The 21,578-nt window shown below is 70.4% G+C and carries 21 protein-coding genes; 11 read left to right on the top strand and 10 right to left on the bottom strand.

The window, feature by feature from the left end; translation table 11 throughout:
* The first annotated feature begins 26 nt into the window (after window positions 1–26).
* The 3 genes from AB5J62_RS28300 (at window position 27) to AB5J62_RS28290 (ending at window position 2,416) form a co-directional block, all read left to right on the top strand.
* Window positions 27–1,442, top strand: a complete 1,416-nt coding sequence (locus AB5J62_RS28300) for a PLP-dependent aminotransferase family protein (protein ID WP_370942966.1) — start codon at window positions 27–29, stop codon at window positions 1,440–1,442.
* On the top strand, window positions 1,439–1,900 hold the full coding sequence (locus tag AB5J62_RS28295) for a GNAT family N-acetyltransferase (protein WP_370942965.1): 462 nt from the start codon (window positions 1,439–1,441) through the stop codon (window positions 1,898–1,900). The genes AB5J62_RS28300 and AB5J62_RS28295 overlap by 4 nt, the downstream gene beginning before the upstream one ends.
* A gap of 87 nt (window positions 1,901–1,987) precedes the next feature.
* Window positions 1,988–2,416 carry a CBS domain-containing protein gene (locus AB5J62_RS28290; RefSeq protein WP_370942964.1) on the top strand — a complete coding sequence of 143 codons (429 nt, stop codon included), beginning with the start codon at window positions 1,988–1,990 and terminating at the stop codon, window positions 2,414–2,416.
* Here the strand turns inward: AB5J62_RS28290 and AB5J62_RS28285 are convergent.
* Both AB5J62_RS28285 and AB5J62_RS28280 read right to left on the bottom strand, forming a co-directional pair.
* Complete coding sequence (locus AB5J62_RS28285) at window positions 2,405–3,463, bottom strand: DUF2293 domain-containing protein (protein WP_370942963.1); 1,059 nt, start codon at window positions 3,461–3,463, stop codon at window positions 2,405–2,407. The genes AB5J62_RS28290 and AB5J62_RS28285 overlap by 12 nt on opposite strands.
* Entirely contained in the window at window positions 3,460–5,007 is a 1,548-nt protein-coding gene (locus AB5J62_RS28280) for a DUF4139 domain-containing protein (protein ID WP_370942962.1), read from the bottom strand. Before AB5J62_RS28280 ends, AB5J62_RS28285 begins: the two co-directional genes overlap by 4 nt.
* 97 nt (window positions 5,008–5,104) lie before the next feature.
* On the opposite strand from AB5J62_RS28280, the gene AB5J62_RS28275 reads away from it, so the two are divergent.
* The 3 genes from AB5J62_RS28275 to AB5J62_RS28265 all read left to right on the top strand — a co-directional run bounded on the left by AB5J62_RS28275 (window position 5,105) and on the right by AB5J62_RS28265 (window position 9,068).
* On the top strand, window positions 5,105–6,892 hold the full coding sequence (locus AB5J62_RS28275; protein WP_370942961.1) for a Xaa-Pro dipeptidyl-peptidase: 1,788 nt from the start codon (window positions 5,105–5,107) through the stop codon (window positions 6,890–6,892).
* Window positions 6,893–7,015: 123 nt separating this feature from the next.
* Entirely contained in the window at window positions 7,016–7,867 is an 852-nt protein-coding gene (locus AB5J62_RS28270; RefSeq protein WP_370942960.1) for a M23 family metallopeptidase, read from the top strand.
* Window positions 7,868–8,009: 142 nt separating this feature from the next.
* Window positions 8,010–9,068: a DUF4192 domain-containing protein gene (locus AB5J62_RS28265; RefSeq protein ID WP_370942959.1), complete on the top strand. Its 1,059-nt coding sequence runs from the start codon at window positions 8,010–8,012 to the stop codon at window positions 9,066–9,068.
* Here the strand turns inward: AB5J62_RS28265 and galE are convergent.
* The 3 genes from galE to AB5J62_RS28250 all read right to left on the bottom strand — a co-directional run bounded on the left by galE (window position 9,065) and on the right by AB5J62_RS28250 (window position 12,219).
* On the bottom strand, window positions 9,065–10,054 hold the full coding sequence (gene galE / locus AB5J62_RS28260) for a UDP-glucose 4-epimerase GalE (RefSeq protein ID WP_370942958.1): 990 nt from the start codon (window positions 10,052–10,054) through the stop codon (window positions 9,065–9,067). The two genes, AB5J62_RS28265 and galE, sit on opposite strands and share 4 nt — an antisense overlap.
* Window positions 10,055–10,336: 282 nt before the next feature.
* The gene (galK, locus tag AB5J62_RS28255; protein WP_370942957.1) at window positions 10,337–11,524 is read right to left on the bottom strand and encodes a galactokinase; all 1,188 of its coding nucleotides are present in this window, start codon (window positions 11,522–11,524) and stop codon (window positions 10,337–10,339) included.
* Complete coding sequence (locus tag AB5J62_RS28250) at window positions 11,521–12,219, bottom strand: iron dependent repressor, metal binding and dimerization domain protein (protein WP_370942956.1); 699 nt, start codon at window positions 12,217–12,219, stop codon at window positions 11,521–11,523. Before AB5J62_RS28250 ends, galK begins: the two co-directional genes overlap by 4 nt.
* A 137-nt stretch (window positions 12,220–12,356) precedes the next feature.
* On the opposite strand from AB5J62_RS28250, the gene AB5J62_RS28245 reads away from it, so the two are divergent.
* The 4 genes from AB5J62_RS28245 to AB5J62_RS28230 all read left to right on the top strand — a co-directional run bounded on the left by AB5J62_RS28245 (window position 12,357) and on the right by AB5J62_RS28230 (window position 17,945).
* Window positions 12,357–13,202, top strand: coding sequence for a sulfurtransferase (locus AB5J62_RS28245; RefSeq protein WP_370942955.1), 846 nt, complete (start codon window positions 12,357–12,359; stop codon window positions 13,200–13,202).
* 39 nt (window positions 13,203–13,241) lie between these two features.
* On the top strand, window positions 13,242–14,414 hold the full coding sequence (locus tag AB5J62_RS28240) for an acetoin utilization protein AcuC (RefSeq protein WP_370942954.1): 1,173 nt from the start codon (window positions 13,242–13,244) through the stop codon (window positions 14,412–14,414).
* A 17-nt stretch (window positions 14,415–14,431) separates the two neighbouring features.
* Complete coding sequence (locus AB5J62_RS28235) at window positions 14,432–17,122, top strand: GNAT family N-acetyltransferase (protein WP_370942953.1); 2,691 nt, start codon at window positions 14,432–14,434, stop codon at window positions 17,120–17,122.
* A gap of 73 nt (window positions 17,123–17,195) precedes the next feature.
* On the top strand, window positions 17,196–17,945 hold the full coding sequence (locus AB5J62_RS28230) for a hypothetical protein (RefSeq protein ID WP_370942952.1): 750 nt from the start codon (window positions 17,196–17,198) through the stop codon (window positions 17,943–17,945).
* 57 nt (window positions 17,946–18,002) lie between these two features.
* On the opposite strand, the gene AB5J62_RS28225 is transcribed toward AB5J62_RS28230, so the two are convergent.
* The 5 genes from AB5J62_RS28225 to AB5J62_RS28205 form a co-directional block, all read right to left on the bottom strand.
* A complete protein-coding gene (locus tag AB5J62_RS28225; protein ID WP_091296190.1) occupies window positions 18,003–18,206 on the bottom strand; it encodes a cold-shock protein in 204 nt (67 codons plus the stop codon).
* A 185-nt stretch (window positions 18,207–18,391) separates the two neighbouring features.
* Window positions 18,392–18,781 carry a DUF6292 family protein gene (locus AB5J62_RS28220; RefSeq protein WP_370942951.1) on the bottom strand — a complete coding sequence of 130 codons (390 nt, stop codon included), beginning with the start codon at window positions 18,779–18,781 and terminating at the stop codon, window positions 18,392–18,394.
* Window positions 18,782–18,789: 8 nt separating this feature from the next.
* Window positions 18,790–18,969, bottom strand: a complete 180-nt coding sequence (locus AB5J62_RS28215) for a hypothetical protein (protein WP_370942950.1) — start codon at window positions 18,967–18,969, stop codon at window positions 18,790–18,792.
* 86 nt (window positions 18,970–19,055) lie between these two features.
* Window positions 19,056–20,084 (bottom strand): acyl-CoA dehydrogenase family protein, encoded by a 1,029-nt coding sequence (locus AB5J62_RS28210; protein ID WP_370942949.1) that lies wholly within the window; start codon window positions 20,082–20,084, stop codon window positions 19,056–19,058.
* Window positions 20,085–20,096: 12 nt separating this feature from the next.
* A complete protein-coding gene (locus AB5J62_RS28205) occupies window positions 20,097–21,269 on the bottom strand; it encodes an acyl-CoA dehydrogenase family protein (protein ID WP_370942948.1) in 1,173 nt (390 codons plus the stop codon).
* Between the two features lie 103 nt (window positions 21,270–21,372).
* On the opposite strand from AB5J62_RS28205, the gene AB5J62_RS28200 reads away from it, so the two are divergent.
* Window positions 21,373–21,561, top strand: coding sequence for a ferredoxin (locus AB5J62_RS28200; RefSeq protein ID WP_370942947.1), 189 nt, complete (start codon window positions 21,373–21,375; stop codon window positions 21,559–21,561).
* Window positions 21,562–21,578 lie beyond the last annotated feature (17 nt).

Raw genomic sequence — 21,578 nt, 5'->3', positions numbered from 1 at the left:
GACTGAGCCAATCTACGATGGGGCCGGTGGACGTCCACATCGAGTTCGAACCCGGCGGCGGGCGGCGCGACGAGATCTACCGGCAGCTGCGGGCCGCGATCCTCGACGGCAGGCTGCGCGCCGGTGACCCGCTGCCGCCGACCAGGGAGTTGGCCAAGCGCGTCGAGGTCTCCCGCAACACCGTCAGCGCCGCCTACGACCGGCTGACCGCCGAGGGTTTCCTCGAAGCGCGCGTCGGGTCGGGCACCTTCGTCCGTGACGGCGCCGGGCGAGCCGTCCGGCCGGAACCCAGTGCGCGCTCGCCGCTGCGGCCGGTCGAGATCTGGGACGCCATGCCGGACGCGCCGCGCAGCTTCGTGACGACGGCCGAGTTCGACTTCAGGGCGGGTGTGCCCGATCTGCGCCGGTTCCCGTTCGACACCTGGCGGCGGCTCGTCGCCAATCAGCTGCGCGAGTCGGCCGCGGACGTGCTGACCTACGGCGACCCGCAGGGCCACCCGAAGCTGCGCGCGGCGATCGCCCGGCAGATCGGGCTTTCCCGGGGCGTCCGCGCCGAGCCGGACGACGTGCTCGTCACCGGCGGCGCGCAACAGGCGATCGACCTGATCGCACGGATCCTGTTGCGGCCGGGCGAACACGCGGCCGTCGAAGATCCCGGCTACCCGCCGCCGAGGCTGCTGTTCCAGACGCTCGGCGCGCGGGTGCACGCGGTGCCGGTCGACGACGAGGGACTGGTCGTCGACGCGATCCCGGCCGGATGCCGCCTGGTCTACGTGACGCCTTCGCACCAGTATCCGTTCGGCACGGCGATGTCGCTGCGGCGACGGCTCGCGCTGCTCGACTGGGCCGAGCGCCACGACGCGGCGATCATCGAGGACGACTACGACACCGAGTTCCGCTACGCCGGACGGCCGCTGGAACCGTTGCACAGCCTCGATTCCAGTAACCGGGTGCTCTACATCGGATCGTTTTCGAAGGTGCTCGCGCCAGGGCTGCGGCTCGGCTTCCTGGTCGCGCCACCGTCACTGCGTGTGGCGCTGACGAAGGCCAAGTCGTTGACGGACTGGCAAACCTCGAACCCGATACAAGCCGCGCTCGCGCAGTTCATGGACGAGGGCGGGTTCGCGCGGCACGTACGCGCGAGCCGTCGCGAATACGAGGCACGCCACGCGCTCGTCGGCCGGGTGCTCGCCAGGGATTTCGCCGGGCTCCTCACGCCGATCCCGTCTTCGGCGGGCCTGCACGTCAGCGCGTTCGCGTCCACCGACATGCGCCCGATCGTCAAAGCGGCGCGGAAAGCGGGGATCCGGCTGTACTCGCTGGAGGGCTTCACGGCCCGAAAAGAAGAGGTCCACGGCCTCGTTTTCGGTTACGGTGCGATTCCTCTTGACCGCATCGAACCAGGTCTGCGCCGGTTGCGCGGCCTGATGGGGGAGCCATGATCCACACCGCGACCGCGGCCGACATCGCCCTGCTGCCGGAGCTGGAAGACGCGTCGGACTCGATGTTCACCGACGTCGTGTTCCCGCCCGGCAGCATCTTCGACGAACTCGGCGACGAGCACACCGTCCTGGTCGCCGGTGATCCGCCGATCGGGTTCGCCGTCTTCGGACCGCTCGGTGACCACCTGCATCTGCACCAGCTTTCGGTGCACCCGGACCACGGGCGCCGCGGCGTCGGCTCGGCGCTGCTCGCCGCCACCGTCGAAGGCGCCGCGGCGCCGTTCACGCTGACGACGTTCGAGCACATCCCGTGGAACATGCCCTGGTACCTCGCGCGCGGCTGGGACCGCTTCCCGCGCGAGGAGTGGGGCGCGGAGCTGGCCGCTCAGGTCGAGGCCGAGCGGGTGGCGGGGCTCGATGATCTCGGCGCGCGGGTGGTGCTGCGGAGAACGCCCTGACCTCGGTGTCCGCTTCGCGACTTTCGCACCCGGCCATCTGCCCATAACCTGGTGTGAACTGGCTCACGAGAACCGGGAGGATCGCGAATGCGCATTTCCGATGTGTTGCGGAGCAAGGGCGCGGCGGTGGCGACTGTTTTGCCGGAGACACTCGTGACCGAGTTGCTGCGCAGACTGGCGGACAACAACGTCGGCGCCATGGTCGTGGTGGGCGTCGACGGGATCGCGGGCATCGTCTCCGAGCGTGACGTCGTGCGGCGGCTGACCGAGCACGGACCCGAACTGCTGTCCATGCCGGTCTCCGCGATCATGACCACGATGGTGGCCAGCTGCCGCCCCGAGGACTCGGTCGACTCGCTGTCGGCGCTGATGACCGAGAAGCGCATCCGGCACGTGCCGGTGGTCGTCGACGGCAAACTGGTCGGCATCGTCAGCATCGGCGACGTCGTCAAGATCCGCATGCAGGAGCTGGAGCAGAGCCAGGAGCAGCTGCAGGCCTACATCTCACAGGGGTAGGCCGCCCCAGCCGACCAGCACGGCGCTGATCTCGTCGCGGATGCGCTCACGCGCGTCCGCGCGAGGCACGCCGGACATCAGCAGGTCGTCGTACGGCGTGTCCTCATGCCGGATCGAGGCGATCACCGCGAGCCGGACCGCGTTCTCGTCGAGCGCGCGGCCGGCCGCGGTCCGCCCGACACGTCCGCTGCCCCTGGTGCCCGCGTGCTCGGCGATGGACCGCGCCCGGTCCTCAGGGCAGCCTGGGAAGGACTCGACGATCGCCACGGCCATCGCGGCCTGGAACTCGACGTCCTGCACCGCGCGCCGTTCCGCGTCACGCTCACGCCGTCGTGAGCGGACCTCCTCGTCGGCGAAGCACTGGCTCTCGGCGGCTTCCAGCGCGGCCTGCTCGATCAGGATCCCTTGGCGCTCATAACGTTTACGGCGCTTGTTAAAGCGCATCACGAGCGCGGAGAGCGTGCTCTCCTTCTTAGCGCGCCGTGACAGCGCCGCGTTGCCCGCGGGCAGGTACAGCAGATGGTTGAAGTCCGCGCACGTCAGGCAGAGAGGCTTGCCGTCCTCCATGTAGACGAACTCGCCCTCGGCGCTCGGCATCCGGCAGCTCGCGCACGTCCACGCGTTCAGCGGCGAGATGACCACGAGATCGGGCGCCTTGTTCTGCCGGGCTTCGAGCTGCTCGCGCCGCTTCTCCGTCAGATCGGGCGAAAGCCAGTGGCGTTGGAACGCGCGCTCGATCGATTCCTCGGCGCTCGCCGTGAACCGCAGCTGGTGGTGATCGCGCGTCGCGGCGAGATAAGCCGTGTCACTGGGTTGTAAGCCTTGCTGCCGCGCCCAGTCTGTCAAATGCTCTAACGCTTCGGCGAGCTTAGGAGTGTCGACGGCGATCGCCGAGTCGAGGTGCCGGAGCCTGCCCTGCCGCCACTCGTCGACACGCGCCGACTTGAGCCAGCCGAGACTGCACACGACCGTCACAGGTGCGACGAACTTGTTGCGCGCCAAGCATTCCTCGGCCGCGGTCACGACACGGGTGCGCAGCTTGCTCATTCGTGCCAGCCGCTCAGCTCGACCCCCTTGCCGACGGTGACCCGGAACGCCAGCGTCACTTCGCCGGTCGCGCCGGGCGCGAGCGTCAGCTGCCAGGTGAGCTCGCCGAGCTCGGTCGACTCCACCGGCTCCGGCGAAGTGCGGACGTCGCGGACCTCGATCGCGTCGTCGCGGGACACCGGGACCTGGTCCAGCACGGTGATCCGCGCTTCGCGCGGGCCGTGGTTGGCGATGGTCGTGCGGTACTCGGCCTCACGCCGCTTCGTGCCGGACAGCGTCGCCTTGCCCGCGCTGCGGCGGACGAGCTTGCGCTCGACGCGCACCCGGTCGTCGACGCCGAGCGCCAGTTCGATCTCCTCGCCGGGCGCCCACGGGTCGAGCCAGGTGGTCCCGACGAATTCCGCGTCGTGGAAGATCGAGGCGTTGCCGGGGCGCAGGGTGTGCTCCGAGGTGTTGACCACGACGGCGCGCAGGTACGCCTCCTCCGCGCGCACCGGCGCGGTCACGTAGCCGAGCTTCGACTCCGGCTGGAGCACGGCGACCGTGGTCCGGTGCGCCGAGCCGTCGGACGGCACCGCGACCGGCCGCGTCGGCCGGTACGTCGCCGCGGCGACGCCCTGCTCGACGGTCGCCGTGCTGTAGGCCATGTCCGCGGCCTTCTCCATCCGCGCGCTCGCCGGCGCGGCGCCGCCGCCACCGAAGCCCCGCATCGGCGCGGCGGCGGCCATCGGCACCACCGGCCGCACGCGGTCGAGGAACCACGGGTCCAGCTCGGGCACCGAGACCGTCGCTGCCGGGCGCGCGGTGGACAGCGCGAGGTCGCATTCCGGCCAGTCCTCGCCGGTGTTCTGGCTGATCAGGCCATGCCAGGTGAGCGTGACCTCGTCGCCGCGCACCCGCACGTCGTAGGTCGACTCCCAGCTCGCGCCATAGACCACATAGGACAGTTCGAGGGTGATCTCGCCGGTCTCCTGCGCCGGCTCCAGGTCGACGGTGACCCGCGTGCTGTCGGGCGTTCCGCTTTGGCGTGCCTGCATTTCCCGGTCGAGCGCGGCCATCGCGTCGTCGAGCTCGGTGTGCTTCACCGCCAGCTCGCGGCGGCGCTGCAGGACGTCTCCGAGCTGCTCCGCGATCGCGTTGCCGACACCCGCGACCCGCTCGGGCCCGGCTTTGCCGTTCGCGAGCGCCTTCGCGAAGGCGATGCCGCTGCGGCGGTTGAGCGAGGTGAGCAGGTCGGCGCGCGACTGCTCGACGGCTTCCGCGTCGGCCAGCTCGTCGAGGTCGGCCTGCAGTTCCTTGCGGCGGGCCAGCAGGTCGCGGACCGCGTCCTGGATCGGCTCGGCGTGGCGCTCTGTCGACACGTCGACACCGACGATCGACGCGGGGCCGGTGCCGTTGACGCGCACCGACTCGGGGGCGAGGCCCTGCGGCAGCCCGGTGAACACGAACCGGCCGTCGAGCGCGGCCGTCGCCCGCCTGGTGATCCTGGCCTGCTGCGGGTAGACGGTGACGGCGGTGATCGGCGCTTCCAGCTCGGTCGGCATGGCGCCGACCTTAGTAGGTTGTTAGCGCGCAGGTGCCCTGGAAGGGTCGAGCGGGCTGGTCATCCGCTTAGTCCGTGTTGGGGGTTCTGTGAGAACCGTGTCCGTTCTCGTCGCCGCCGCGGTGGCGCTGCCGCTGTTTTCCGTTGCCGCGCAAGCGGATCCGCCGCCCGCTCCGGTATTTTCCGGCGGCCAGGCGCAGCCGGTGTTCTCCGCCACCGACGTCGTCCGTGACGACGTGTGGGTGACCGCGCCGGTCGACAGCGACCACGACGGCAAGGACGACCTCGTGCACGCCGAGGTGGTGCGCCCCAAGGCCACTCTGCAGGGCATGAAGGTTCCCGTCGTTTATCAAGCGAGCCCGTACTACGCGGGTGGCAACGACGTCGCCAACCACAATGTCGATGTCGAGCTTTACGAGCCGGGACGTCCGCAACGCCCGGCAGGCCCGCGCGTCAAGGCCAACGGTGTCGGCCCCGCGTCGATCACCTGGCGCTACGAGCAGTACTTCGTCTCGCGTGGTTTCGCCGTCGTCTACGGCGAATCGCTCGGCAGCGGCAAGTCCACCGGCTGCCCGACCACCGGTGACGTCAACGAGACCATCGGCGCGAAGGCCGTCGTCGACTGGCTCAACGGCCGCGCCGCCGCCAAGGACGCCACGGGCAAGGCCTCGAAGGCCGACTGGAGCACCGGCAAGACCGGCATGATGGGCGTGTCCTACAACGGCACGCTGCCCAACGCGGTCGCCAGCACCGGTGTGCAGGGCCTGGAGACGATCGTCCCGATCGCCGCGATCTCCAGCTGGTACGACTACTACCGCAACGACGGCGCGACCGTCGCGGCGGGCGGGTTCCAGGGCGAGGACGCCGACGTGCTCGCCGAGTACGTCTACACCCGCGCCGACCGGGCGATCTGCTGCCCGGTGATCGACCAGCTCGTCAAGGCCCAGGACCGGGTCACCGGCGACTACAGCCGTTTCTGGGACGTCCGCAACTACCGCAACGACGTCGCGAAGGTTCGTGCCTCGGTGCTCGTCGTGCACGGGCTGAACGACTGGAACGTCAAGACCAGCCAGGCCGCCGAGTGGTACGAGCTGCTCAAGCGCCACGGCGTCGAGCACAAGATCTGGCTGCACCAGTCCGGCCACGCCGACCCGTACGGCCTGCGCCGCGACGCCTGGCTCGTCACGCTGAACAAGTGGATGTCGCACTACCTCTACGGCGTTCAGAACGGCATCCAGAACGAGCCGAAGGCGACCGTCCAGCGCGAGGACATGTCGTGGACCGACGAGGCCGAATGGCCCGCGCCCGGCACCTCGGACGTCAGCGTCTACCCGTGGTCCGGCGGATCGTCGAAGGGCACCATCGACACCCGCAACCCGATGCCGGGCAAGCCCGTCGTCGAGAAGCTCGCCGACGACTCGAGCAAGACCGTCGAGCAGCTGATCGACCTGCCCCGCTCCGGCAACCGCCTGCTGTACTCGACCACCGCGGCCAAGCAGGCGGTCCGCCTGTCCGGCACCGCGAAGGTCGACCTGGCGATCGCGTTCGACCGCCCCGCGGCCAACGTCACGGCGGTACTCGTCGACCGCGGCCCCGACGGCCGGTCCCGCGTCATCAGCCGCGGCTGGACCGACCCGCAGAACTACACCGACCCGGCGGTCACCCTGCCGATCCGGCCCGGCACCACGTACCACGTCGAGGTCGGGCTGATCGCCAAGGACTACATCCTTGCGGTGGGGCACAAGCTGGAGTTCGCGCTGCTTTCGAGCGACCACGACTACACGCTGCGGCCCAAGCCGGGCGCGGGTCTCGCGCTCGACCTGGGGCGGACCTCGATCACGCTCCCGGTCACCGGCGGCAAACAAGCCCTGCGCGCGGCCTTTTAAAGACTCGTGAGTGGTATGGCCGGTTCTAACCGGCCATACCACTCACGAGTAGTTGTACGGAAAATGTAGTCGTGGGCGTTTTGCTGGGACCCGTTCTGCCACCCGCTCACGGAGGTACAGCCCATGTCCAGGTTGCGACGTCTCGCGGTGCTCGCCACGGCCGCGATCCTGCCCGCGCTCGGCGTCACGCTCGCTTCGACCGCGACGGCCGCCGCCGCGCCGAACTTCCAGGTCCCGTTCAAATGCGGCGTCACGGTCACCGCGGCGACCTTCTCGGGGCACAACCCCGGCAACTCGGTCGACTTCCAGAAGAGCGGGATCACCGGGATGCCGGTGCTCGTCGCCGCGCCGGGCAAGGTGACCAGGGTCGAGAACCTGGGCGGCGCGAGCTACGGCCGCTGGATCGAGGTCGACCACGGCGGCGGCTGGCGCACCCGGTACGCGCACCTGTCCCGGCAGGACGTCTCGGTCGGGCAGACGCTCGCCGCGGCCAAGCAGATCGGCCTCGCCGGCGACACCGGCAACGTCAGCGGCCCGCACCTCCACTTCGAGGAAAACCTGAACGGCGTGACGCAGAAGGCCGTGCTGAACGGGGTCGCGGTGCCGTACTACGCGCACAAGGACTTCACCAGCAAGAACGGCTGCGGCGGCAACCCGTACACCGCCGAAGAGGCCTGCGGTGACGGCTTCTCGGTGATCGACCAGCAGAACGTCGGCAGCTCGGGCACCACCTACCTGCTCTACAACTCCTCGACCAAGCAGAACTGCGTGATCACGCTCAAGTCCGTGTCGCTCGGCACCGCCAGCCCGGTCTCGGCGTTCCTGGAGGTCCAGGGTTCCGCGCGGGTCACCGACAGCGGCAACTTCACCTACTACGCGGGGCCGGTGAAGAAGGCGGCGGGCTCGACCTGCGTCAAGTGGGGCGGTTCGGTGGGCTCGGCGAGCTACGAAAGCCCGTTCGAGCACTGCGGCTAGCCAGCCGCACAGGGTAACCCACCCCACCGACAGAAAATCGACTTCAAGATCATCCCCACCCGGGTTGTCCACACCCGCCCCCGTTGTCCACAGATTCGCCATGCCTCCACCACGCGACCATTCCCCGTCGCATGGTGGAGGCATGGTCACCTCAGCGATCTCCCAGCCCACCCGTCCCGTCATCAAGCTCAAGGACCCCGGCACCCTGCTCGCGGCCCTGCCCTACCTGCTCGGTTTCCATCCCGAGTGCTCGGTGATCCTCATCGGCCACCGGGCGGTGCGCCCCGCACGCGTCGGGCTGGTGCTCAGGGCCGACCTGCCACCACCCGAGCACCACGGCGACCAGGCGGCCCAGCTGGCCGCCACACTCGCGTCCTCCGGTGACGCGGGAGCCACGATCGTCGTGGTCGGCAACCATCCGGCCCTGCCACCGGACGGCGAACTGCCGCATGCCGAACTGGCCGAACTGCTGCGCGACGAGCTCGGCGCCTTCGGGTTGTCCGTGTTCCACATGATGTGGGTGCCCGAGATCAGCTCCGGCGCCCGCTGGCGGTGCTACGCCGACCCGGAGTGCGGGGGAGCGCTGCCCGAACTCGAATCGACGGTGGCCGCCGCGACCGTCACGGCGGGCGGCAAGGTCACCCATCGCAGCCGCGCCGCGCTGGAACGGCTGCTCGATCCACCCGACCAGGCGGCGATCGAGCGAAGACGGGCGCTGCTCGCCGAGCCGCCCGTGTACGAGGATTTGAGCGTCGACCCGACGGAGAAGGGTTGCGCGGTGATCAGGGCCGGGCTGGTGCTCGCCACCGGGCGCGACCTGATGCTCGACGATGCCCAGGTCGTCAGCCTCGCGAGGGCGCTGGCGGACCCGAACGTGCGCGACGCCTGCCTCACCACCGCGGTCACGCCGGGCAGCCGCACCGCCAAGGCGGCGGAACGGCTGTGGCTGGCGCTGGTGCAGGCGCTGCCTTCACCCGAGTACGTGGACGCGGCCTGCCTGCTGGCCTACGCGGCCTACGTCCGGGGCGACGGCGCCTTCGCGAGGATGGCGGTGGAGCGGATCCGCGCGACCGTGCCGGACTGCGGGCTGGCCGAGCTCATGCAGGTCGCGCTCGACCACGCGTACCCGCCGGACCAGATGGCCCTGCTCGGCAGGCTCGACGGATTTCCCGATCTGAGCCTGCCGGAGGAGGTGCCTTAGCTCTTCGCGGCGCGGCGTGCCTGGGCGAACTCCCACGCGTCGCGGGCGATGCCGATCAGGTCGGTGCGCTCGGGCTTCCAGCCGAGCTCCTCACGGGCCTTGTCGCTCGCCGCGACGAGCACGGCGGGGTCGCCTGCCCGGCGCGGGGCCACCTCGGCCGGGATGTCGAGGCCGGTGGCCTCGCGGCAGGCGTCGATCACCTGGCGGACCGAGAAACCGGTGCCGTTGCCGAGGTTGTAGATCCGGTGCTCGCCCTCGGCCGCGTGCCGCAGCGCGAGCAGGTGCGCGTCGGCGAGGTCGACCACGTGGATGTAGTCGCGCACCGCGGTGCCGTCCTCGGTGGGGTAGTCCTCGCCGAAGATCGAGATGTGCGGCCGCTCGCCGGTGGCGGCCTGGAAGACCAGCGGGATGAGGTGCGTCTCGGTGGTGTGGCGCTCGCCGTAGGAGCCGTAGGCGCCGGCGACGTTGAAGTAACGCAGGCTCACGGCCGCGAGACCGTGCGCCCTGGCATAGGAGGTGATCGCGTGATCGATGGCCAGCTTGCTGGCGCCATAGGTGTTCGTCGGGTCGGTGGCCGCCGTCTCCGCGATGGGCGACTCCTTCGGCTCGCCGTAGGTGGCGGCGGTCGAGGAGAAGACGAGGCGGGGCGTGCCGTGCTCGCGCATGGCGTCGAGCAGCCGGATGGAGGTGAGCACGTTGCCGTGCCAGTACTTCGCCGGGTCCTGCATGGACTCACCGACGAGCGACTTCGCCGCGAAGTGCAGCACGCCGTCGAATCCTTCGCCCAGCAGGGTTTCCGCCGTCTCCGCGGCGTCACCCTCGATGAACCGGGCCTGCGGGTGCACGGCGTCCCCGTGCCCGGTGGACAGGTCGTCCACGACGGTGACCTCGTGCCCGGCCTCGATCAACCGGGCGGTGCAGACGCTGCCGATATAACCGGCGCCGCCCGTCACGATCAGTTTCAGGGCCTTGCTCTGGTCGGTCACATTCGGGCCTTTCTCATCCAGGGTGCGCGAATGGGCCATAGTCTCCCCTCACTGCGACGTTCCACGACGCAGGGGGTTGCTCTCGTGAGTGGTATGGCCGGTTCTAACCGGTCTGAACACTCACGACCCGGCTGCGGTCTGGGTGACAAGGGCGGCCCTTGTCACGTGCCAAGGCGAACGAGCCCGAGCGAGTGGAAGTATTTCTGCACCCAACGGGGCAAACCTTCCACGCGCTCGAACCGACCGACCGGTGCCCGACCTCGGCCTAGTCCGCCGCGACACTCACGAGAGGTGGTCTCGGCCCGCGCCTCGCGAAGGGACGGCGACGAACGCGCGTGGCTTGCGGTAGCCCGCGGCGTCGAAGGCGCTGACGCAGGCGGCTTCCACACCGTCCACATCGGACTCGCGGACCAGCGCGATCGCCGAGCCGCCGAAACCGCCGCCGATCATGCGTGCGCCCAAAGCGCCCGCCTTCCTGGCCGCGTCGACGGCGAGGTCGAGTTCGGGGCAGGAGACGCGGTAGTCGTCGCGGAGGCTGTTGTGCGAGGCGTCGATCAGCGGGCCGACGTCGGCGAGCCGGTCGGCGCGGAGGAGGTCGACCACGTCGAGCACGCGCTGGTTCTCGGTGACCACGTGCCGGGTGAGCGGGACGAGGTCGGCGGGCAGTTTGTCCAAAGCGGACTGGAGCCCGTCGAGGGTGATGTCGCGCAAGGCCTTCACGCCCAGCTGCTCCGAGGCCAGCTCGGTGCCGCGGCGGCGTTCACCGTAGGCGCCGTCGTTGAGGGCGTGCTTGGTGCGCGTGTCGATCACGAGCACCGCCAGCCCGGCGGACGCGGCGTCGAAGGGGACCTGTTCGCTCTCGCCGGTGCGCACATCGTGGAAGAGCACGTGCGCCTCGGTGCAGCACAGGGACGCCGTCTGGTCGAGCAGGCCGGTGGGCGCGCCGACGAAGTCGTTCTCGGAGCGCTGGACCCAGCGGGCCACCTGGTGCCTGGTGGGCGTTCCCGGCGCGTCGCCGTCGAGTTCGATGCCGGACAGGCCCAGCAATGCCAGCGCGACAGCGCATTCGAGCGCGTGCGAGGACGAAAGCCCGGCGCCGGACGGGACGTCGCCCGCGATCACCAGGTCGGCGCCGCGGTCGAAACCCTCGTCACGCAGCACCCAGGCGACGCCCGCCGGATACGCGGCCCACCCGTCGGTGTTGCCGGGCTCGAGTGCCGGGATCTCGAGCGGCCCGGTCTCCTGGATCTTGCCGTCGGAGCCGAGCGTCGCGACCGTCAGCACCTGGTCGTCGCGCCGCGAGGCGGCCGCGGCCAGCCGGTGCGGGAGCGCGAACGGCAGCACGAAACCGTCGTTGTAGTCGGTGTGCTCGCCGATCAGGTTGACGCGGCCCGGTGCCGACCACACGCCTTCGGGCGCGCGGCCGTGCACCGAACGAAACGTCGCCGCGGCTTCGGCTGCCGGGCTCACCTGGCCTGCGCCAGCACGGCGTGCAGCACCGAGGTGGCGACCGCGACCGTGTTGTTCTCGCCGGAGATCTCGATGGTCGAGCCGGTGCCGTTCGCCTTGGCGACCGTCACGGTCCGGCCAGGGATCAGGCCGACCGACTTGAGCTCGGTCATCAGCGCCTCGTCGAGCTGGAGGTGCTCGGCGATCCGCCGGATCTCCACGTCGCCGCCGCCCGCGCGGGCGAACTCGTCGAGCCGGACCAGGTCCGCCTCGGCCGGGGGAGCGGGCTCGCCGCCCTCGCCCAGCTTGTCGAGACCGGGAATCGGGTTGCCGTAGGGAGAGGTGGTGGGATGGTCGAGCAGCTTCACGAGCTTGCGCTCGACTGCCTCGCTCATCACGTGCTCCCAGCGGCACGCCTCGGTGTGCACGTGCTCCCACTCCAGGCCGATCACGTCGACCAGCAGGCGCTCGGCGAGCCGGTGCTTGCGCATCACGGCGATGGCCAGCTCGCGGCCGTGGTCGGTGAGCTGGAGGTGCCGGTCGTCGGCGACGATCACCAGACCGTCGCGCTCCATCCGGGCGACCGTCTGGCTCACGGTGGGGCCGCTCTGCTGCAGGCGTTCCGCGATACGGGCGCGCAGCGGGACGACACCCTCTTCTTCAAGTTCGTAGATGGTACGCAAGTACATCTCTGTGGTGTCGATGAGATCGTTCACGCTGTCCCCTTCGTCCGCGTTGCTTATCGTAGTCGCTTCACCCCGGCGCGGCGGCAGCCATGGGGTTAACAAGCTCCGAGGCGGAAAAAGTCCGCACTACCTGGCCGGTTGACGGCCGATGGGGAGAAGATGTCCGCATGCTTCCCTTGATCACCACAACGGCACTCTCCGTGATGCTCGACGGTCCGGAAGACGGCCGCCCGGCGCTGCTCGACGTCCGTTGGCGCCTCGGCGGACCTCCCGGTGCCGAGGCGTATCAGGCCGGTCACCTGCCGCTGGCCGTTTACGTCGACCTGGACACCGCGCTCGCGAGCGCGCCGGGCGAAGGCGGGCGGCATCCGCTGCCCGAACCCGGGCGGCTGCAAGAGCATCTGCGTGCGGCGGGTGTCCACGAAGGTCACCCGGTCGTGGTCTACGACGACGCGGACGGCTCGATCGCCGCGCGGGCCTGGTGGCTGCTGCGGTGGGCCGGGCATACCGAAGTCGCCGTGCTGGACGGCGGTTTCGCCGCTTGGCAGGCTGAAGGAAAACCGGTCACCACCGAGGTTCCGGTTCCGGTGCCCGGTGACATCGAAGTCCGGCCGGGACACATGCCGGTGCTCGACGCGGACGAAGCCGCCGAACTGGCTCGCAAGGGCGTGCTGCTCGACGCCCGCGCGCGCCCGCGCTACGCGGGTGAGGTCGAGCCGATCGATCCGGCGGCAGGCCACATTCCCGGCGCGCTGAACGCGCCGTTCAGCGCGCACGTGACGGAGGACGGGCGCTGGCGCACCCCGGACGAACTCCGGGCGCGTTTCGCCGAATTGGGCGTCAGCGAGGCCGGAAACGTCGGCGCCTACTGCGGATCGGGTGTCACGGCGAGTTCGGTCGTGCTGGCGCTGGAGGTCGCGGGTCATCCCGGTGCCGCGCTCTACACCGGTTCGTGGTCGCACTGGTCGCGTGACCCCGAGCGCCCGGTCGCGACCGGAGACGCACCCGGCTGATGGGCGCGGCCCGCCGTCGCACGCCCTAGAGTGCGGGGTATGCGGGCACCGGCGGTCGTGTGGGACTCCTCTCTGCTGGGTTACGACCTGGGCGGCGAGCACCCGTTCAATCCCGTCCGGCTGGAGCTGACCATCCGGCTGGCGGCCGAGCTCGGGGTGCTCGACGGGGTCCCGCTGCTGGTGCCCGACCGCGCCACCGACGACGAGCTGCGCCGGATTCACACCGACGAGTACCTCTCGGCCGTGAAGCAGGCGCCGCTCGCCGGCTGGGACGTCGGCCACGGGCTGGGCACCGAGGACAACCCGGTGTTCAGCGACATGCACGAGTCGTCGGCGCTCGTGGTCGGCTCGACCATGCTCGCCGCGCGCAAGATCGCCGAGGGGGAGGCCACCCGCGCGGTGAACATCGCGGGCGGGCTGCACCACGCCATGAAGAACAACGCGTCGGGCTTCTGCGTGTACAACGACTGCTCGGTCGCGATCTCGTGGCTGCTGGACAACGGGTTCGACCGGGTGGCCTATGTGGACACCGACGTGCACCACGGCGACGGCGTGCAGACGGCGTTCTACGACGATCCCCGGGTGCTCACCGTCTCGCTGCACCAGCACCCGTTCACGCTGTGGCCGGGCACCGGCTACTCCGGCGAGACCGGTGACGGCGCGGCGGAGGGCACCTCGGTCAACATCCCGCTCCCGCCGCGCACGAAGGACGCGGGCTGGCTGCGGGCGTTCAGCGCGGTCGTGCCGTCGCTGCTGGCCCAGTTCCAGCCGCAGATCCTGGTCACCCAATGCGGTGTCGACTCCCACGACGAGGACCCGCTCGCCGACCTCGCGCTGTCGGTCGACGGCCACCGCACGATCTACCGCCTCCTGCGCGAACTCGCCGACACCCACGCGGGCGGCAAATGGCTGGCCGTCGGCGGCGGCGGTTACCAGCTGATCCGGGTGGTGCCGAGGTCGTGGACCCACCTCATCGCCACCGTGCTGGACCGTGACGTAGCACCCGAAGTCCTGCTTCCGCCGGACTGGGTGGGTACCGTGAAAAGGGCCGCGCCCCAAGCCGAGATCCCGGCGGCGATGACCGACGGCGCCGACACCGCGTTCAAGGAGTGGGGCGACGGCGAGGACGACCCGGTCGACATCGCGATCCGGGACACCCGCCGCGCCGTGTTCCCGTCGCACGGCCTGGATCCCGACGATCCGAGGGACTGACCGATGAGCCCGATCCGATGAGCGCCGGCGGACGGCGCGACCCGTTCGACTACCCCCGGCACTGGGAGGCCGACGTCGTGCTGAGCGACGGTGGCACCGTCCACTTGCGACCGGTGGTCCCCGACGACGCGGACGGGCTCGTCGCGCTGCACGGCAGGCTCTCCGAGCGCAGCCGGTACTTCCGCTACTTCGGCGCGTATCCGCGCATCCCGCAGCGCGACCTCGAACGCTTCTCGGTCGTCGACCATCACGACCGGGTCGCCTTCGTCGCGCTGCTCGGTGACGAGATCATCGCCGTCGGCCGCTACGAACGCCTCGACGACGGCCCGTCGGCCGAAGTCGCGTTCGTGGTCGACGACGCGCACCAGGGCCGTGGCCTCGGTTCGATCCTGCTCGAGCACCTCGCGGCCGCCGCCGCCGAATGCGGGCTCAGCCGGTTCGTCGCCGAGGTGCTCGCCGAGAACTCGCCGATGGTCCGTGTCTTCCGTGACGCCGGCTATCAGGTCAGCCGCGAGATCGAGGAAGGCGTGCTGCACCTCGAGTTCGACATCGACCCGACCGAGGAGTCGCTCGCCGTCGCCCGCTCCCGCGAGCAGGCCGCCGAGGCGCGCAGCGTCTACAACCTGCTGCACCCGCGCTCGGTCGCGGTCATCGGCGCCTCGGCCGATCCGACCAAGATCGGCTACGTCGCGCTGACGAACCTGCTCGCCGCCGACTTCGCCGGCACCGTCTACCCGGTCAACCCCGAGCACCGCTCGGTGCGCGGCGTGCGCGCCTATCCGTCCGTTGTGGACATCCCGGATCAGGTCGACCTCGCCGTGGTCGCGGTGCGCGCCGAGGTCGTCGAGTCCGTTTTGGACGGTGCGCTCGCCAAGGGCGTCAAGACGTTGCTGATCGTCTCCGGCGGTTTCGCCGAGGCGGGGCCGCTCGGCCTGCACGCCGAACTCCGCCTCGTCGGCGAGGCGCGGGCGCACGGCATGCGCGTGGTCGGCCCGAACGCGCTCGGCGTGCTCAACACCGACGCGGGCGTCCGGCTCAACGCGACACTCGCCCCGCGCCTGCCCGCGCGCGGGCGCACCGGCTTCTTCTGCCAGTCCGGCGCGCTCGGCACCGCGATCCTCGCCGACGCCGAAGCACGCGGCCTCGGTCTCTCGACGTTCGTTTCGGCCGGTAACCGCGCCGACGTCTCCGGCAACGACCTGCTGCAGTACTGGGAAACCGACCCGAACACCGACCTGGTGCTGCTCTACCTGGAGTCGTTCGGCAACCCGCGCAAGTTCGCCCGCCTCGCCAGGCGACTCGCGCGCACCAAGCCGATCGTGGCGGTGAAATCCGGCCGCCACGCCATCCGCCCGCAGCTCGCCGCGACCTCGATCGAGGTGGACGAGGCCAGCGTGCAGGCGTTGTTCGAGCAGACCGGCGTGGTCAGGGTCGACACGCTCGCCCAGCTCTTCGACACCGCGCTCGTGTTCGCCCATCAGCCGCTCCCGGCCGGGCCGAGGGTCGGCATCGTCGGCAACTCCAGCGCCATCGGCCTGCTCGCCGCCGACACCGCCCGCGCGCAGGGACTCAAGCTCGCCTTCGACCCGGTCGACGTCGGCCCGCAGGCCGGGCCGGAAGAGTTCGCCGCCGCCGTGCGTGAGGCGCTGAACTCGCCGGAGACGGACGCGCTGGTCGTCGTCTTCGTGCCGCCGCTGGCCATTCCCGGCACCGCGTTCGCCCGCGCGCTGCGTGAGGCGGTCGTCGAGCTGGCCAGGGACAAGCCGATCGTGTCGACCTTCCTCGCCGCCGAGGGGGTACCGGCCGAGCTGGCCGTGCTGTCCGAGGACGGCACGCCGACCCGTGGTTCCGTGCCCTCGTACTCCAGCCCCGAGCGCGCGGTGAACGCGCTCGCCCGCGTCGTCCGCTACGCCGCCTGGCGCCAGCGCCCGCAGGGCAGCCTCATCCGCCCATCGGGCCTGCACATCGAGAAGGCGCAGGACATCGTCCGCGAGATCCTCGCCGCTGAGGACGGCAAGACCACCTTGCTGAGTGACGAGGACGTGGTGCGCCTGCTCGGCTGCTACGGCGTCGACGTGGTCCCGTTCAGCGTGGTGTCCACAGAGGACGAGGCCGTCTCGGTGGCGGCGGGCCTCGGCTACCCGGTCACGCTCAAGGCCGTCGACGAACGCCTGCGCGGCCGTCCCGACCTGGCGGGCGTCCGCCTGGACCTGGGCTCGGAGGAGGCCGTCCGCACCAGCTACCGCGATCTCGTCGAGGTCTCCGGCGAGGAGGACGTCTACGTCCAGCGCATGGCGCCCAAGGGCATCTCGTGCGTCATCGGCCTGCAGGACGACCCGTCCTTCGGCACGCTGGTCTCGTTCGGCCTGTCCGGGCTGGTCAGCACCCTGCTCGGCGACCGCGCGTACCGGGCGGTCCCGGTGACGGACATGGACGCCGCCACCCTCGTCCGCGAACCCCGCACCGCGCCGCTGCTCACCGGCTACCGCGGCGACGAGCCTGCCGACCTGGCCGCGCTCGCGGACCTGGTGCTGCGCGTGGCCGCGCTCGCCGAGGACAACCCCGAGATCCGCTCGCTCACCCTCGACCCGATCCTCGCGTCGCCGGACGGCGTCTTCGTCGCCAACGCCCGCGCGGTGCTCGGCCCGCCGCCGTCCCGCCCGGACACCGGCCCGCGCAGGCTCCGCCCGATCACGGCACCGGACTAAGCCCACGGGATGAGGTTCGGGTTCAGGCCCTGGTCCGATGTGGACGAGGGCCCGATCCGGCGATTCTTGCCCCATGACAACGATCGCCCGTCCCGCCGCCCTCCCGATCGACGCCACCGAAGCGACCGGCTTCCCCGGCCGCTGGGCCGGCGGGGTCTCGATGATCCTCGGCCCGCTGCTGATGCTCACCGGTGTGCTGCTGCGCAGTGGCTACGACTTCTTCTACCCGCATCAGCTCGCGGCGTACGCGGAGCAGCCGACGCTGATGTTCGCGTCCTACAGCGCGTTCCTCGCGGGCAACCTGCTGCTCTGGCCCGCGATCGTCACGCTCGCGCGGTCCATCGGCGCGGTGAGGCCGGGATTGGCGCTGTGGGGCGGGATGTTCGTCCTCTTCGGCCTGTTCGCCAGGACGTTCCACGCGGGTGTCGACCACCTGGCGTTCCAGCTGGTCGACGTCCAGAACCTGGACGCGGCGACCAAGGCCGTCTCCGGCGCGTACGGCGCCGTGCACATCGTCAGCACGCTCTCGTTCGCGATACTGGCCGGCTGGATCGTCCTGGCCGTCGGCGCCTACCTGTCGCGTGCGCTCGGCCTGGTCCAGTCGGTGGCGCTCGCCTTGATGGCCGCGTTGCCGATCGGCGTGCTCAAGGGCACCACGCTGCTCGGGATCGCCGCCGTCGCGGGGCTGTGCGTCGCGCTCGTGCCGCTCGGGGTCAAGACGCTGCGCGACGGCCCGAAGCCGAGGCCCGCCTCGGTCGCCCGCTGGTCGGGGCTGATCGTCGTGGCCGTGGCGGCCATGTTCATGCTCGGTCAGGCAGGCTGACGCAAAAACGGGTGCGCCCCCGCGAAGGGAGCGCACCCGTTTCGGTTCAAGCGAAAATCAGATGGCGGTCACGCCGGTGGCCTGCGGGCCCTTCTGGCCCTGACCCACCTCGAACTGCACACGCTGGTTCTCCTCGAGGCTCTTGAAGCCCGAGCCCTGGATCTCCGAGTAGTGCACGAAGACGTCGGCGCCGCCGTCGTCAGGCGCGATGAACCCGAAGCCCTTTTCGGAGTTGAACCACTTCACGACACCCTGTGCCATCTTTACTTCTCCTAGATCAACTGCGGAATAGCGGGAGGTCGCTGTCCCGAACGAGAACTACTCCACAGCTGGGAGAATCACACGCCCGCAACCGGCTTCGCGAGCGTGGAGCACACGAACACAAAACTCAGACGACCGAGGTAAGTCCAGCACACCCGAAGATCGGGCGCAACCACGACTCACCGCTACGTCGAAATATAGCGTGCCAGTCTTCCCGCCAGCCGGTCGCGGTCCCCGGTGATCGCGAACTGCGGTCTGGCCTGGCCACGACCGTCCCCGCCGATGACCTCGGCGACGAAACGGGCGACCTCCGCGGGCTCCGGGACCGGGTCCTCACCGCCGAGATATGCCGCCCGATCGGGCTCGGTTTCGACGGCGATCGCCCAGCCGTGCCGCTCGCTCCAGATCAGCATGAGGTCCCGGTCCGGCCGGTCCGCACGCCGTTCGCTGAGCCCGACGTACGCCGTCGCCGTGTCGCTGACCTCGAACGTGACGGCTTCACGCGCCACGTCGACGGCCATCGCCACTTCGCTGACGTAGCCCTTGAGCCCGTTGGCGATGGTCTGCGCGTTCATGGCCGGCTCTAGGCCTCCAGCCCGAGCATCGCGAGCAGTCGGACGCGGTCGCCGTTGTCCCTCGCGTTCTTCGTCACGCGGATGGCCGCTCGGCTCCGCATCACGTCGTCGTGGTCGCGTGCGGCGACCCGTGCCTTGGCGAAGTGACCTTGCTCGTGCGTCCTGGACGTCGGCTCTGACCGGGGCATATGTTCCCTTCGAAGGCGCTGATGAGCTCTAGGGACGTTACAGCACCCCGTCGCCCCCGCCCCTTACGTAACGAATATCACGCTTTTCACGGGTCGACGGCCAGCAGTGACCCGAGCGCGCGCAGGTGGCCGGTCGCCGTCCCCAAGGTGAACTCCAGGCGTTTCGCGGCGGCGAAGTAGCGGTGGAGCGGGTGGTCGACGTCGATGCCGACCCCGCCGTGGACGTGGACGGCGGTGTGGGCGACACGGTGCCCGGCCTCGGCCGCCCAGAACTTCGCGGTCGCGACCGCCTCGGCGGCGGCAGGCCCGCCGTCGAGCACCTGCCAGGCCGCCTGCCAGAGCGTGAGGCGCACGGCGTCGACGTCGATGAAGGCCTCGGCGAGCCGCTGCCGGACCGCCTGAAATGACCCGATCGGGTGGCCGAACTGCTCGCGTTCGCGCGCGTAGGTGGCCGTGAGCTCCAGCGCGCGCTCCAAGACGCCCAGCTGCTGCGCGCAGACCCCGACCGTGCCGCGCAGGCGGACCTGCTCGGGTGCGCCGGGCAGCGGCTCGGCCTGGACGCCGTCGAGTTCGAGCAGCGCGGCGTCGGCGTTGTCGATGGTCTGCTGCGGGGAGACGGTGACGCCCGGCGCGGACCGCTCGACCAGGAACAGCCGGTCAGACGCCGCGACCAGGAAGCCGTCCGCGAAGGCGCCGAAAGGCACAGCCGTCTGCGCGCCCGAGAGCACCGCTCCGTCGGCCGTGAAGCCGTCGAGCGCGACGGCCAGCGACTGTTCGCCGCGCAGCACCGGCACGACCCACTTCTCGGTCAGTCTGCCGTCGCCTGCTTCGGCCACCGCGGCGGCCGCCATGGTGACGCTGGTCAGGTACGGCACCGGCGCGACCGCCCTGCCGATCTCGATCAGCACCGAGCACTGCTCCAAAAGGCCGAATCCGCCGCCGCCCGCCGAAGACGGCAGCGCCGCGTCGACGATCCCGGAGCGCGCCAGCGTCGTCCACAGCTCGGTGTCGAACCCGCCGGTGCCGTGCGGCTCCCAGGTGGTCACCCGGTCGGTCAGGATCTTGCGGGTCAGCCCACCGAGGTCGTTCTGGGCTTCGGTCAGTGAAAAGTCCACGGGAAGCTCTCCTTAGCGGGTGACGGGGAGACGGAGCGCGGTCGCGGCGATGATGTCGCGCTGGACCTCGTTCGTGCCGCCGCCGAAGGTCAGGATCAGCGCGGACCGGTGCAGCCGCTCGATCCGGCCGCGCAGCAGCGCGCCCGGTGAGCCCTCGCGCACGACCGCGCCCGCGCCGAGCACCTCCATCAGCAGCCGGTACGCCTCGATCGCGAACTCGGTGCCGAACACCTTCGTCGCCGAGGCGTCGGCCGGGCCGAGGTCGTCGGCCGAGGCGATCTTCCAGTTGCGCAGCTTCAGGTACTCCGCGCCGGTGTGCACCCGCGCGAGATGGGTCCGCACCCATTCCTGGTCGAGCACCCGGCCGCCGTCAGGGGAGTCGGCCGAGCGGGCCCACTCGATCACCTCGCCGAGCGAGGTCTGGATCGGGGCGGCCGAGGTCAGCGCGACGCGTTCGTGGTTGAGCTGGTTGGTGATCAGCGGCCAGCCCTCGTTCTCGCCCGCGATCCGCGCGTCGACGGGCACCCGCACGTCCTCGTAGTACGTCGCGCTGGTGCCGGGACCGGCGACCGTGCGGACCTTCGTCCACGAGAAGCCTTCGGCGGTGGTCGGCACGATGAGGATCGACAGGCCCTTGTGCTTGCGCGCGTCCGGATCGGTGCGCGCGGCGAGCCACACGTAGTCGGCGTACTCGATCAGGCTCGTCCACATCTTCTGGCCGTTGATCACGTACTCGTCGCCGTCGCGGACCGCGCGGGTGCGCAGCGACGCCAGGTCGGTGCCCGCGCCGGGCTCCGAGTAGCCGATCGAGAAATGCAGCTCGCCCGCGGCGATGCGCGGCAGGTAGAACGCCTTCTGTTCTTCGGTGCCGAACCGCATGATCGTCGGGCCGATGGTGTTGACCGTCAGGAACGGCACCGGCACGCCCGCGGCGGCCGCCTCGTCGGTGAAGACGAGCTGATCGAACAGTGGCCGCGCCTGCCCGCCGTACTCCTCCGGCCAGCCGATGGCGAGCCAGCCGTCCCGGCCGAGATCGCGGACGATCTGCTTGTACACCAAGCCATCCCCGTACTCCGCGCGCCCGCTGCCGAGCGCCTCGCGGCGCTCCGGCGTCATCAGTTCGGCGAAGTACGAGCGCAGCTCGTCGCGGAGCTTCTGCTGCTCCGGCGTGTAGTCGATCCGCATCCGTTACCTCCACGCGCCGCCGGTCGTTGTGGTGGGCGTACCGTCACCCGTACTACTGTAGAACCTGTTCTAGTTGTACCAGTACGGCCGGACTGGAGGAAGCGTGGAGATCGGTGTCGATCGCGACCTGTGTGAGGCCAACGCCGTCTGTGTCGGACTGGCGCCCGGCGTCTTCGACCTGGACGACGACGAGGAGCTGGTCATCGACGCGTCGAAGGCCGATAGTGAAGTAGAACGTGTTTCTGCTGCGGTGCACGGTTGCCCGAAGAATGCGCTGTTCATGCGCAGTTAAGTGGACCTTGCCATGGA

It is taken from the genome of Amycolatopsis sp. cg5 (assembly GCF_041346955.1).
Classification (GTDB): domain Bacteria; phylum Actinomycetota; class Actinomycetes; order Mycobacteriales; family Pseudonocardiaceae; genus Amycolatopsis.
This window is presented reverse-complemented; position numbering and strand designations above follow the sequence as displayed.